We start from the raw sequence: 13,264 nt of genomic DNA, 5'->3' as shown, positions 1-13,264 counted from the left end.
AAGCCATACATCTACTACTGCTGCAGCTGCATCAGCTGAATTGTGGATTACCTGAACGCGGGCAGTTTGAGTTGGCTGGTACAGTGGCAAAGGAATAAGATCACCGCCTGATGGCAGGGCAACGTACAATCCAAAAGCTTCGCCATTGCTGTTGTTGGCCGGATTCAGAAATCCTGAAGCAATCACTGACAAGGCAGCGCCTTCGAGACCAAGAGTAGTAAGTGGTGCCTGGTAAGCAGCAACTGTTGAAGTTCCGGTTTCATCACGGATATCGATTACATAATCTAACGTTTCAAGCTCAAGATAGCCTGCAACATTACCGTAAGTAAGATCATCAACAATCAGACCTGCGCCAACACCCGTTTCATAAATATCAACAGAAGGTGCATCGGTAGAGCCGTGTACAACCAGTACATCAGTGTTTCCTGGCTGGGAAGCGGCCTCACGACCAATAGGATAAACACTCACACTGAAGGAAGGTGAAGGGGTGTATCCGGATGTGCTGGTAATGCCATTAGCAACAATTACATAGGTTTGGTCCGCAGTCAAGGCTACTTGTTTTATGCTGAATGACTGAGTCCAACTGGTGCTGTTTGGAGGAGCAATGCCAATGTTAAGAAGTACACCGGCAGGGGCATCTATAAAAGGTGTAGATGTACGGAAGGCAAAGTTGTCAATCAATTTGGTTTGGTTCAACCACACATCAACAACTACTGCGGCTGCATCGGCTGAATTGTGGATCACCTGAACGCGGGCGGTATTTCTGTTTTCGGTTTCAACCAGAGGCAAAGGGATTAGGTCGCCACCTGAAGGTAATGCGACGTAAAGACCAAAAGCAGCGCCATCAAAATTCTCGGATGGATTTAGGAAACCAGAAGCCAAAACTGTGAGTGCCATATCTTCAAGACCCAGGGTTTGAAGTGGTGCGGAATATTGAGCTACAACTACTGTTTCATCAGTATTGGTCACTTGTAAAATGTAATCATTAGTAGGAAGTGAAAGATATCCGGCATAAGTACCGTAGGAAAAATCACTGATTATGGTTCCAGCTCCGACACCTGATTCAACCACGTTAACACTGGGCGCATCGGTTGAGCCATGAAATACAAGCACATCAGTGTATTTTGTTTCAACATCATTATTGCTGGCATTTATGGATTGAGTTCTGGCGCCAGCAAACGGATAGACTGAGAAAGGTTTGAATGGAGTGTACCTCGACTCTACCAACAAACCGTTTGCAACGATAATATACTGCTCATCACGCTGGAAGTTGACTGTCTGCTCCCACTTCAATTCATTTGGTATGTCAAAAGTATTTGGAACAACCGTCACTTTAAGATCAACTCCGGCTGGTACATCAAAAAATTTGGTGGCGGTTCTGAACTCAAAGTTATCGATAAGTAAAGCATCATTCACGTAAATATCTACGTTTTGACTAATTGCATCAGCTGAATTGTGAATCAACTGAATTTTTGCTGTCTGAGCAAATAATGAAGTCGCTCCAATCAGGAGGAAAAGCATAATTGCTGTGTAAAAGTTCCTTGTCGTTTTCATGATAGATTTTAATTTAAGTTAATAGTGAATAAAAATTTTGAATTAATTTAAACAATAAACTCAATTTAAAATTTATTGTTCAACATATAGTCTAAAATATTAAACAAAGTTGCCTTGTTTTAACATTTTTTTAGATTAAACAGTTTTCAATTTTATTTTATACATTGATATCCATTTAATTACAAAATACCCTGATATTAAACATAAATTGAATAGTTTATGTTTTTTGCCTATTCATTAAACATTATTATATGCTGCTCAAGAGAAATCAACACTTACCCATCACGATGAATGAAGCCTGGGAGTTTTTTAGTAATCCGAAGAATCTGAAGACAATCACACCACAATTTATGGGTTTTGATATTACCTCGGACATCGGTACTGAAAGAATGTATGCCGGTATGATCATAACCTATCGGGTAAGCCCAATACTGAATATTTCCTTAAAATGGATGACTGAAATAACACACCTGAGGGAACCACATTTTTTTGTGGATAATCAAAAATCAGGGCCATTCAGCATCTGGCATCATCAACATTGGTTCAAAGAGGTGCCAAATGGAATCGAAATGACCGATATCGTTAATTATTCTGTGGGATTTGGTTTACCTGGAAGGATGGCCGAGAAACTAATTATAAACAGAAGAGTAAAAGAAATCTTCGATTTCAGGTACCATAAATTGGAGGAGATTTTTGGAAAATACAAAGCATAAAAAAAGCCCCGAATACCGGAGCTTTTCAATTGACAATTGACTTCAATTATCTTTAAGCGCTTTCATTAATTTCTTTCGACTGAAGAAAATTCTGCTCTTCACAGTTCCGATGGATAAGTCGAGGTGCTCGGCGATTTCTTTGTATTTAAATCCTTCGTGGTGCATCTGAAATGGAACACGGTGCTCATCCTCAAGGTTGTTCACAACCTTGGAAATCTCTTTATGAGAGTAAACTGAATCAGGTGTGGCCTCCTCTGAGGAACTTCCGGAATTCAGAAAAAAGAGATCTGCAGTATTGTCAACCATTGTACTCATTTTAACGTTACGGCGGTAGTTATTAATAAAGGTGTTCTTCATGATGGTGTATGTCCATGCCTTCAGGTTGGTGTTTGCTTCAAACTTGTCGCGGTAAGTCAATGCTTTCAGGTAGGTTTCCTGAACGAGGTCTTTGGCATCCTCCGAATTCTGAGTTAACGATTGAGCGAAATAGGTCAGGTTATCTTGTAAACTTGCAAGCTGATTATTAAATTCCATAGTTCCCATAGCAATTAAAATTAGCGTTAATAATTTGTTTAATTTTTACGATGCAAAGTTAAACACTTTTTGATTATCTGAAGGAGAAAAAATGTCAAAAAAAGTTAATTACAAAGTGATTAAGACATATTTCCCTGATTATCAATACATTAAAAATTGATCAAAATATCATTTTGTTTAACAGTAAACAAACTAAAGATAGACATCAATTTTAATAGTCCAACTTTTTAGCGAAAAAACTCGCGACAAAAATATGAAAAGTTAAACACGCTAATTTATTCTAATTCTAAATAATTCTTAAAAATGCATAATAGAGTATTTTAAAGCGGTTTTAGGCATAATATTGAATTCCCCTCCAAAAAAAAACCGGGAAAATACCCCCGGTTTTAATGCTTAATCTTACTCAAATTTCTTCAATTCCTCCTTGAATGATTTGGTATCGCTAATAATTGTTGCGTTCGGAGGAATTTTAAAACTGTTTAACCCGAATTGCAACCCACCGGCGATAATTCGGCTTTGAGGAAATTTCATACTTAACTTTTGTAAGTGCTCTTCTAAATTTTCATTGAGGAGGTTTGCCGTAAATATCGAAAGGAACACATCCGGGTTTTGAGCCTCAGCAACGGCTACCAGATCCTCAAAAGGTACCATTTGCCCCAGGTAAATCACTTTATGCCCCCGCTTCTGAATCAAATATGAATAAAACAAAAGTCCTATTTCATGTAACTCACCATCCGGCAAATATAGCAGAAAGGTTTTTTGGTTTACTGAATTTACAGGTCGGAAAAGCCCGTCGATTGCAACAATGATCTTCTGACGTATCAAATTGGTGATAAAGTGTTCCTGACCAGGGTTTATTGTACCTATTTGCCAAAGAACACCAATCTTCTCAAAAAATGGAATGACTACCTTAATAAAGGTCTCTTCGAAACCCATATTGATAATCATAGTGGAGAGAATTTTCTCAAATTTACCTTCATCAATCTCTATCATTGAGATAATGAGGTTCTCAAGGTTAGTGTCTGTGTCTAAAGACTTGTTGGTAATTGATATGATTTTTTTCCCGAGGTCGTCGTTCTCAAGACAAGCAATATTGGAGATTTTGAACCCATGCCTGTTAAGAATAGAAACGTTCAGAAGCTTCTTCAGGTCATCATCCGTGTAATACCTTATATTAGTAGGGGTACGTTTAGGTGTAACCACATTGTAACGTTTTTCCCAAATTCTCAGGGTATGAGCTTTAATACCTGTCAATTGCTCTAAATCCCGTATGGAGTATTTTGTAAGCGCCACTTTAATGCTTGTTTAAGTATTTAGGTTATTAAACAAGCAACTGAACAAAATGTTTAACACTTAAAGTGGCCAACTTAAACAAAATTAATCCATACTGAAGGATCTTTAGTGTCAAAAGTGAAAGAATAAAAAGGAAAAAAATGATCAGGAAGTCCTTTGTAAGATGTTAAAATGCCTGACAAGAATGGTGGTGAAAACCGCATAACAAATAAAGAATCCAACCGCAAAATTGAGCGCATCGCTTCTGAAAAAAAATGCATAAATAGCAATGATGGCAATAAAGAGTATCATTTTCAGCGAGTTGAGCAGTAGTAAGAGGTTGATAAACTTACTGTTTTTGGTTTTTAAGATTTTCAGTTTATAATAGAAGATAAAAAGGTGGATCACAACAAAAAACGCGATGATAGCAGGCATCATTGGGGTAAGATACTCGCCTGATAAAATATAGACTGCGAATCCGTAAAAGGCAAAAAGGAACGCCCCGGCAATCAAATTAATGACAAGAAATTTTTTAAATTGGAGCTTTTGTTCGGAAGGAAGCATCGTAAGTTTTGATAACTGTAAACCAATTGGAAATTGTTTTTGATAGTAAGTGTTGAATGCAAAGATGAACCATTGATTTAATCCACTTTCACAGCCTCCTTGGGTTTCAACACTTCTGATTTTTTTAAAAGTTCAGGTTTAATTTGCCCAGGAATTTCATTCATATTACATGCACCCGTAAAAATTGCACCTGGTTCAATGGCCAGTTTGCTTGTGTAAATGTCTCCGGTGAGGATTGCAGTGGCTTTAAGGGTAAGTAATTCGTGAACAATTACTTTTGCCCTTATTTCACCAGAAATATCAGCGTTCTGGCAAACAATCTCGCCGTCTACTTTGCCAGACTGGCCAATTACGATCTTCCCCTTCGAATTAATAGAACCAGTAAGATTCCCATCAATTCTGAAATCGCCGTTTGATTTTATATCGCCGGTTATGTTTGTTCCACTCCCTATAAAATTGATTGAGGGAGGAATATCGCTGCTGGTAGATTTTGCCATGATTTGTGTAATTTTGATTTTGCTAAACATTTGCGAAAGTAAGAAAATTTCAGTTTAAGTAAAGCTATGACTGGAAAAATTATTCGTTTAGGTAATTTCTCTCAAAAAATTGCAAATAGGAATTGACATCTTTTTCCCGATACAAAAGGGGATAATTGTCGGTTGTAACTACAAAACTAGAAGCGCCTGCACTTTCAAGAGGAGTTGTTATGTAAGTATTATTCATTGCTGAACGGTAATAAATCATCGCTTTTTCAGCATTTTCGAAATTCCCAACTGTGACCAACTGCAAATCATTATCAAAGACCAGGCTGTTTATCTTAAGTTGCGATAACTTAAAATAGTTTGAATTGAAGTCGGAAAATCTTATTTTTAAGGCATTGATATTGGTTTTACTTCCATCAACAACAAGAGCGAAGAAATGAACTGCGGATTGATTGTCCGAATAAATTGTAGAGAAATCTTCAACAGGTAATTCTTCTCCAACAATTTCATCGGAAGCAGCCGGCGTTTCGAGCAAAACGAGTTGGCCGGTCTCATCAGGCCTAAGCCGGTTGAGGATTTCCTGTGCCAAAGGTTTGACCTCGCTCTCAGGGTAATTAACCACAATATGTTCTAATGACTGCTTAAGTGTATCGAGATTTTGCAGTTTCCCGAATGCAAGTGCCTTTAAAAATTCAAACTTTGAAATAAGTTCGCTTTCCTGATACCTTTCAACTGCTATATTATAATTGTTAATTACCAGGTAAAACTGATTGCTCATATAGGCGGAATAGGTATCAAAATAAAAATTGCTGGCTGCATCAAGCCGTGCCTGGACTACAAGATTATAATTAGGGTCGAGCAGTATCTTGGCATAATCGGTATCAGGAAAATCGTTAATAATCTTGTTTTTATAATAATCCGCCTTTTGAGCATCCGGAACCTCTTCAAAATTTTTATACAGCTGATAATATACCATCAACAGGTTTTCATGCTCTGGAAATCTTCTTAACAGCTCCTCGAATGATTCAATTGATTTTAAGTTGTCCTTAAGCCCGTCTTTGTAAATGTAACCAACGACAAACAACGCATCCTCAATCATTGCATTTGAAGCAGCTACTTTTTCTTCAGTAAGTGGCAAGTTTTGAAGGTAAAACTCTCGTTTCTTGGGATCGGTCTCTACTTTCACGGTGTCTGCTACACTTAGACTATCTCCTTCCAACTCTTCAGCAAGTTCGTCAAATTCAAGAATAACTTGCTTGTTGCTCAATCTCCATAAATCCTCCAACTTCCGTCTTCCCCACTTGTTCACAAACTCAGTGTAACCAAAACTAACTGCAGAAGGATTATAAAAGTACCATCCCCCCGATTGCTGCATGGTTCTGTTTTGCTGATTTGTTGTTTGCTCAAGCATTGAAACAGTTCGCTGGGCTTCTCTTTCCTGCTCGGCCCTTAGGGCTTCTTCTTCAGCAATTTTTTTAATTTGTGCATCAATTAACTTGTTCCTTTCCGCTTCAGGCATTCGTGCCATATTTTGCAAACTATCCTGGGTACTGATCACTTGCAAATTGGTTATGAGCTCAGTAAGGATTTCGGTTTTGTTCTTGATGTTGTCGTAGTTGGGAAATTCTCGTGGCAAAACCTGCATGGCAGTGTCGTAATAAGCCTGTGCAAGGGGGTAATCAGGTTCTTCGAAATAGATGTCGGCCAGTTTAAGTGAGGAAAGTGTCTTTTGATAATCATTGGATACGCTGGTCGCAACCGACAAAGTGAGGTATTCAATCACCTGTTCCATTTGATTGTCCTTCATGTACATGTCAGCCAGCGCATAATAGATCTGATCGCGGTAATCGGTGTTTTTTGAATCTTTTAGAAGCTTTTCCAACTTCTTAACGATCATACTTCTGTTACTCCTTTTAATATCATAGGTTTTTGCAAGGTTTATCTTAGCGTTGATAGACATTTCATAAGGTGGGTTTTTCTTAATAACCAGTTGATAAAGTCTGGCGGCTTCTTTCATATCACCTATTTCCTGATAAATCTGAGCAAGAATAAACCTTAACCGGTTTTTATCCTTCTTCTTGGCGTTGAGCTCAATAGCTCTCTGAAGATGTTTGATGGCCGGCTGATAGTCACCCTGAAGAATGAAATAATCAGCATAAACCATCTGAAACTGTTTATCAAGACTTGATGGTGCTTTACCATTCCTGATATTTTTATTCAGGTTATCAAGCATTGTACTTGATTTTTCGAATTCACGATTTTGGTTGTAGGTCATAGCCAACCAAAGGTCAGCTTCGTATTTTATATCATCGTTATCGTAAAAACTAGAAACCCATTCGAATGTCCTTCTTGCATTGGAATACTCCCGTTTATAGAGATAGGATTTTCCAATCAGCATGTAGCTATCCATAACCCTGCGGACATATTCTTTCCGCTTAAAATACATCGAATGCTTTAAGATTACCTTCGACGATTTTTCGATGGCACGATCCATGTTAAAAGCCACGGATATTGCTTCCTGTTCATTGCCAAATTTGAAAACAGGAAGCACAGAAGTGTAGTTGTCGGCAGCGGTCTTCTCCAGTGTCCTCACCCCTTCTTTGAAACTTTCATTACCATTCCAATAAGTATTATAGTGAGCTACGAGATTATGGTAAGCACGCCTGGTAAAGGTATTTTTCTTGGTAGAACATGAAGTAAAAGTTGAAAATACAATTACACCGAACCCAAAAGTAAGTAGGGTAACCATTAACCGACTTTTCCACCTGATGAAAATTGTATTTTTAAACTTTTCCAAATCAATAATTTAATATCTTTAACCCTTCATTTTAACCGAACATTTTAAACTGATAATTTTGAAAAATATTATTCTGTAAAAAAGTTGATACCTTTAAAAATGCTGCCCGATAAAACATTGTTGAAACTAAAATACTTCTTTGAACGTTGTCAAAATTGCTGAATCAAAATTTGAAGATATTTGCAGACAAATACTTAACAGACCTATCTCGGAAAGTTATAATGGAAAAAAATAAAAAACGTTCCTGGGGACAATCGCCGAAACTACTTCGAAAGTACAAGCTGGTGTTAATGGATGCCCAAACGTACGAAGAAAAATTCTCGTTTTTAGTCACCAGGCTTGGCGTTTTTGTAAGTGTGGGTACTGTTATCGTCCTTTTAATTGTAATGACCATTTACCTTGTTGCTTTTACTTCGCTACGCGAATATATTCCTGGCTATACTAATCTCACCCTACCCAAACAGATTTATGACCTGCAACGAAGAACTGACTCACTTGAAAATGAACTAAAAAGCCGGTCATTGTATTTGGAAAACCTAAGAAGAATACTTACTAATGATGAAATGAGCGAAGAGCCAATTCCGCAATACGAAGCTATGCCGCATTATGATACAATCACACTGAGGCATTCCTCTGCTGATTCGATGCTTCGTGAAGAATACGAAAATCAGACCCAGTTTAACCTCTACCCAAATACAATGTTTTCATACTCGCCAACCAATATTGGCAACATTTATTTTTTCACACCAATCAATGGGATCATCACACGAAAGTTTAATCCTACACAGGCGCATTATGGAATTGATATCGTGGCAAATCCGAATGAATCCATCAAGTCAATTCTTGATGGAACTGTCATTTTTTCTGACTGGACCCTCGAAACAGGTCACATCATTTGTATCCAACATCAGCATCAATTGATTTCCGTTTACAAGCACAACTCCAGTTTGCTAAAACAGCAGGGAGCATTTGTCAAAGCCGGTGAAATTATCTCATTTGTAGGTGAATCAGGTGAACTTCAGACAGGTCCGCATTTGCACTTCGAACTTTGGTACGATGGCAAGCCGGTTGATCCTGAAGAATTCATCTCATTTTGACAAAATGTTGTATTTTTGCTCATGCAATTAGCAAACCTTTGGTGAAAAGAATAGCATTACTAGGATCAACAGGATCAATAGGAAAACAGGTGTTGGACGTTGTGAAAAACAATCCGGGTCATTTCCAAATTGTTGTATTATCTGCTCAAATTAGTTCAGAAAAACTTATTGAGCAGGCACTCGAGTTTGAACCTAAAGCTGTAGTGATTGGGTGTGAAAATTCATTTGAAACAGTTCGCTCAGCTTTAAGAGGAAAAAATATTGCGGTTTACACCGGTATTGATGATCTTAACAGCATTGTCGAACGTGATGATGTGGATCTAGTACTTGTTGCTCTGGTTGGGTTTGCCGGTCTTAAACCAACGATAAATGCCATTAAAAACGGAAAAAACGTTGCTTTGGCAAATAAAGAATCATTAGTTGTAGCTGGCGAAATGTTAACAAATCTTGCCAAAAAAAACAATGTAAAAATCATACCGGTAGATTCGGAGCATTCAGCTATTTTCCAGTGCCTCAGAGGAGAAAGAACTGATAACATCGAAAAAATTTACCTCACAGCATCCGGTGGACCTTTTTTAGGAAAAGGAAAAGATTTTTTGCAGTATGTAACTCCGGAGCATGCTCTTCAGCATCCTAAATGGGAAATGGGAGCTAAAATCACCATTGACTCTGCTTCATTAATGAATAAGGGTTTAGAAGTTATCGAAGCGAAATGGCTTTTTAATCTCAATGTCGATCAAATAGAGGTTTTAATCCATCCGCAATCGGTTATCCACTCAATTGTTCAGTTTATTGATGGCAGCATGAAAGCACAGATGGGACCACCAGATATGCGTTTACCTATCCAGTTTGCATTATCTTACCCCGCCAGAATATCCAGCACTTTTCCCCGTTTTGATTTTTCGCATCAATCGAATCTTTCGTTTTATCCACCTGATAGAGAAACATTCCCCAACTTGGGACTTGCTTATGAGGCACTAGCCAAAAAAGGAAACATGCCATGCATTCTGAACGCTGCCAATGAAGTAGCTGTAGAATCTTTTTTGAGTGGTAAAGTTGGGTTTCTGCAAATCACTGATCTTATTGAACATTGTATGGAAAAAATCAGTTTTATTGAAAATCCTGATTTTGAGGAATTAGTCCAAACCAATAAACAAACAAAAGCGTACGCACAAAATTTAGTCAAGTATCAATTTAAAGCTTAAATCATTCAATGGAAATATTAATCAAAGCAACGCAGCTACTTCTCAGTCTATCTATCCTCGTAATTTTTCACGAATTTGGACATTTTATCGCAGCAAAATTTTTTAAAACCCGCGTTGAGAAATTCTACCTATTCTTTAATCCCTGGTTTTCGCTTTTTAAGTTTCAATACAAAGAAACTGAATACGGATTAGGATGGCTACCACTTGGTGGTTATGTTAAAATTTCGGGAATGATTGACGAATCGATGGACAAGGAGCAAATGAAGCAACCACCTCAACCTTACGAGTTCAGATCGAAACCTGCCTGGCAAAGACTCATCATAATGCTTGGAGGCGTCCTTGTTAATATCCTTTTGGCCATTGCCATTTACATTGTCATGCTTTTCAGTTGGGGTGAAGAATACCTTCCCACTTCGGAAGTAAAATACGGAATAACTGTTGACTCACTGGCTTACGAAATGGGATTACGAAATGGAGACCAGATCATTTCGATTGATAATCAAAATGTTGAAGAATTCCATAAAATACCTTCGCACATAATTATCGAAGAAGCAAAAACCATCCAGGTCATGCGTAATGGTCAACTTGCAGAATTGCAAATCCCCAAAGGATTTCTCAACAAGATGGTGCATCATCGAAATCCCGAGTTTATAGGTGTACGATATCCTTTTATTGCCGGCGCTTTTACAAAAGATTCGCCTGCAGCGAACGCCGGTTTGCAGGTGGATGATCAAATCATTGGAATTAATGACAGATTCATTGATTTTTTCGATGAATTCAGAAAAGAAATAACAAATTTCAAAGGGGAACAGGTAGCACTATCAATTATACGCCAGGGAGATACTTTGACCAAAAATGTCACTGTAGCGCCTGAAGGGGTGATTGGCGTTTACCCTCAGAGTCCTTCAAACTTTTTCAATCTCAAAGAAAAACGCTACTCCTTCCTCGAAGCAATACCTGCAGGAACATCCAAAGCTTTTAATGGAGTTTCCAGCTACATTAAGCAAATGCGTTTGCTGTTTTCGAAAGAAGTAAAAGCATATGAATCAATAGGCGGATTTATAACAATTGGCTCAATTTTCCCTTCTTCCTGGGATTGGCAGGCATTCTGGGGACTCACTGCCTTTCTTTCAATCATGCTGGCTATCCTGAATGTTCTGCCCATCCCGGCACTTGATGGAGGTCATGTAATGTTCCTGTTTTATGAAATAATTGCTCAACGTAAACCAAGCGATAAATTTCTTGAGTACTCCCAGATTGTGGGTATGGTAATTTTATTCGGGCTTCTCATTTTTGCCAATGGAAATGACATCTTAAGACTCATAGGGGGTAAATAGAACATCTGCGATAAATGGATTAAAATGAAGGCAATGATAGACAATGGTTTAATTTTTTATTAAATGAATAACTACAAGAACTTATGACAAGCACAGATTTTCTGAACCTGCTGGATAACTCCCCTACAGCTATTGTTGTATCAGACGAAAATAACAAGATAATTTTTTCTAATGAGAATGCAAAAATTACGTTTGGAATTGACCCTAAAACAGGACACGAACTGAGCATAAAAAAGTTCTATTCAACGTCGCCAATCCGCTGGGAAGAGATCAAAGAAAAAGTGCTGCAGAAAGGTTCATTTATTTTTAACAGTTCAGCCAAAAAAGCCACTGGTGGTATTATTGAAGTTTCGGTTTTATGCAAGGCCATTCACTTTAACGATAAGACGGCTATAGTATGTTACATTAACGACATCTCTGATCAGCAAATAATCCTCCGTGAGCATTTCAAAGAGCAGCAATTCAGGCAGCTATTGCTTGACTCAATTCCTGCAATGATCTTTGTAAAGGACAACCAAAACAGGATTATTGCAATGAATAAATGTTTTCGTGATGCCACCGGACTTTCAATGGATATGATACTTGGGAAACAAGTATCCGACCTAATTGATAATAAATTGCTAGCTGATGAATTCTGGAAAGATGATCTGGAAGTAATTCAGACAGGATTACCAAAAAGAAATATTGTTGAACCACTGCTCAACGATCCAAAACGATGGTTCGTTACTGATAAAATTCCTTACAGAACTCTTGATGGTGAAATTGTTGGCGTCATTGGATTTTCGATTGAGATTACTGATAGAAAAAATGCTGAGGATGCCCTGATTACAAGCGAGAAAAAGTTCAGGTTGCTTTTTGACACTTCTCCCGATGGTATTATTTTATGCACACTTGAAGGGATGATTATTTCCACCAACAATGTCTTCCTTAACATGATTGGTTACACTTCAGAGGAATTAGCAAAACGAAGTATTTTCGACCTTTCTGCTGACAAAGACAAAGAAGAAGAATTACCAGTTCTGCGCAATTCAATCCTGTTTGGCGATACAGTTGATTCGGTTGAACGAAACTATATCCGTAAAGATGGTACAATAATGCCTGTAGCAGTGAAAGGATGGATCATTAAAGATCCCGTTGGTACCCCAATTCAGATGGGGGCATTCATTAAAGATATTTCCTTACAGAAAAAGGCAGAGAAACTTGAGCGTTCTCTGCTGGAAAAAGAAAAAGAACAACTTGAACTTGACCTTGAGTCAAAAAACAGGGACCTCAATTCAAAAATAGCACAGCTGATCGAAAAAACCGGACTGGTCCAAACCGTGATGGGGCAGTTGGAGCACCTGATCGAAACCCAGCCAGAAAATATTGAAGAGGAACTTAAAGAGATTGTCAATAATCTGAGGCAGGATAAGACTGAAGATTTTTGGTCTCAGTTTGAATTAACTTTTAGGCAGGTAAACCAGTCCTTTTATGACAAGATTTACCAAAGCTATCCGAAGTTATCAAACAATGAAAAAAAGATCTCAGCATTTCTCAAAATGAACTTATCCACAAAGGACATTTCCAACATTACTCATCAGAGCGTTCGTAGTATAGAAATGGCCCGAACCAGGCTCAGAAAGAAACTGAACCTGAACAGAAGCGACAATCTCACAGCATTTTTATCTCAGTTCTAGCAAAATATGCAATTTTCACCCTTAAAAGATGAT

The 13,264-nt window shown here is 38.0% G+C and carries 11 protein-coding genes; 5 read left to right on the top strand and 6 right to left on the bottom strand.

All coding sequences use genetic code 11. The features are described from left to right. Window positions 1-1,554, bottom strand: a 1,554-nt coding sequence (locus IH598_03385) for a DUF4397 domain-containing protein (protein ID MBE0637543.1), incomplete at its 3' end; no start/stop codon positions are given. A gap of 251 nt (window positions 1,555-1,805) precedes the next feature. Here IH598_03385 and IH598_03380 point away from each other — a divergent pair. Then, entirely contained in the window at window positions 1,806-2,267 is a 462-nt protein-coding gene (locus IH598_03380) for an SRPBCC family protein (GenBank protein ID MBE0637542.1), read from the top strand. A 42-nt stretch (window positions 2,268-2,309) separates the two neighbouring features. Here IH598_03380 and IH598_03375 read toward each other — a convergent pair whose 3' ends face one another. The 5 genes from IH598_03375 to IH598_03355 all read right to left on the bottom strand — a co-directional run bounded on the left by IH598_03375 (window position 2,310) and on the right by IH598_03355 (window position 7,916). Continuing rightward, a complete protein-coding gene (locus IH598_03375; protein MBE0637541.1) occupies window positions 2,310-2,810 on the bottom strand; it encodes an RNA polymerase sigma factor in 501 nt (166 codons plus the stop codon). A gap of 390 nt (window positions 2,811-3,200) precedes the next feature. Then, window positions 3,201-4,094, bottom strand: a complete 894-nt coding sequence (locus IH598_03370; protein MBE0637540.1) for a MerR family transcriptional regulator — start codon at window positions 4,092-4,094, stop codon at window positions 3,201-3,203. A 144-nt stretch (window positions 4,095-4,238) separates the two neighbouring features. Continuing rightward, window positions 4,239-4,637, bottom strand: a complete 399-nt coding sequence (locus tag IH598_03365; protein MBE0637539.1) for a hypothetical protein — start codon at window positions 4,635-4,637, stop codon at window positions 4,239-4,241. 77 nt (window positions 4,638-4,714) lie between these two features. After that, window positions 4,715-5,134: a polymer-forming cytoskeletal protein gene (locus tag IH598_03360; GenBank protein MBE0637538.1), complete on the bottom strand. Its 420-nt coding sequence runs from the start codon at window positions 5,132-5,134 to the stop codon at window positions 4,715-4,717. Window positions 5,135-5,213: 79 nt separating this feature from the next. Further along, the gene (locus IH598_03355) at window positions 5,214-7,916 is read right to left on the bottom strand and encodes a tetratricopeptide repeat protein (GenBank protein MBE0637537.1); all 2,703 of its coding nucleotides are present in this window, start codon (window positions 7,914-7,916) and stop codon (window positions 5,214-5,216) included. Window positions 7,917-8,137: 221 nt separating this feature from the next. Here IH598_03355 and IH598_03350 point away from each other — a divergent pair, with 221 nt between their 5' ends. The 4 genes from IH598_03350 (at window position 8,138) to IH598_03335 (ending at window position 13,231) form a co-directional block, all read left to right on the top strand. Further along, a complete protein-coding gene (locus IH598_03350) occupies window positions 8,138-9,013 on the top strand; it encodes a M23 family metallopeptidase (protein ID MBE0637536.1) in 876 nt (291 codons plus the stop codon). A gap of 38 nt (window positions 9,014-9,051) precedes the next feature. Then, on the top strand, window positions 9,052-10,218 hold the full coding sequence (locus IH598_03345) for a 1-deoxy-D-xylulose-5-phosphate reductoisomerase (GenBank protein MBE0637535.1): 1,167 nt from the start codon (window positions 9,052-9,054) through the stop codon (window positions 10,216-10,218). A gap of 8 nt (window positions 10,219-10,226) precedes the next feature. After that, a complete protein-coding gene (gene rseP / locus IH598_03340; GenBank protein MBE0637534.1) occupies window positions 10,227-11,555 on the top strand; it encodes an RIP metalloprotease RseP in 1,329 nt (442 codons plus the stop codon). Between the two features lie 83 nt (window positions 11,556-11,638). After that, complete coding sequence (locus IH598_03335; protein MBE0637533.1) at window positions 11,639-13,231, top strand: PAS domain-containing protein; 1,593 nt, start codon at window positions 11,639-11,641, stop codon at window positions 13,229-13,231. The last annotated feature ends 33 nt before the right edge of the window (window positions 13,232-13,264 follow it).

It is taken from the genome of Bacteroidales bacterium, from assembly GCA_014860585.1.
Taxonomy (GTDB): domain Bacteria; phylum Bacteroidota; class Bacteroidia; order Bacteroidales; family 4484-276; genus RZYY01.
This window is presented reverse-complemented; position numbering and strand designations above follow the sequence as displayed.

Bases quoted from the DNA above. Each gene is read 5' to 3' on its own strand.
- IH598_03365 (MBE0637539.1), bottom strand. From the start codon at position 4,637: ATGCTTCCTTCCGAACAAAAGCTCCAATTTAAAAAATTTCTTGTCATT.
- IH598_03350 (MBE0637536.1), top strand. From the start codon at position 8,138: ATGGAAAAAAATAAAAAACGTTCCTGGGGACAATCGCCGAAACTACTT.
- rseP (MBE0637534.1), top strand. From the start codon at position 10,227: ATGGAAATATTAATCAAAGCAACGCAGCTACTTCTCAGTCTATCTATC.
- IH598_03360 (MBE0637538.1), bottom strand. From the start codon at position 5,134: ATGGCAAAATCTACCAGCAGCGATATTCCTCCCTCAATCAATTTTATA.
- IH598_03375 (MBE0637541.1), bottom strand. From the start codon at position 2,810: ATGGGAACTATGGAATTTAATAATCAGCTTGCAAGTTTACAAGATAAC.
- IH598_03335 (MBE0637533.1), top strand. From the start codon at position 11,639: ATGACAAGCACAGATTTTCTGAACCTGCTGGATAACTCCCCTACAGCT.
- IH598_03380 (MBE0637542.1), top strand. From the start codon at position 1,806: ATGCTGCTCAAGAGAAATCAACACTTACCCATCACGATGAATGAAGCC.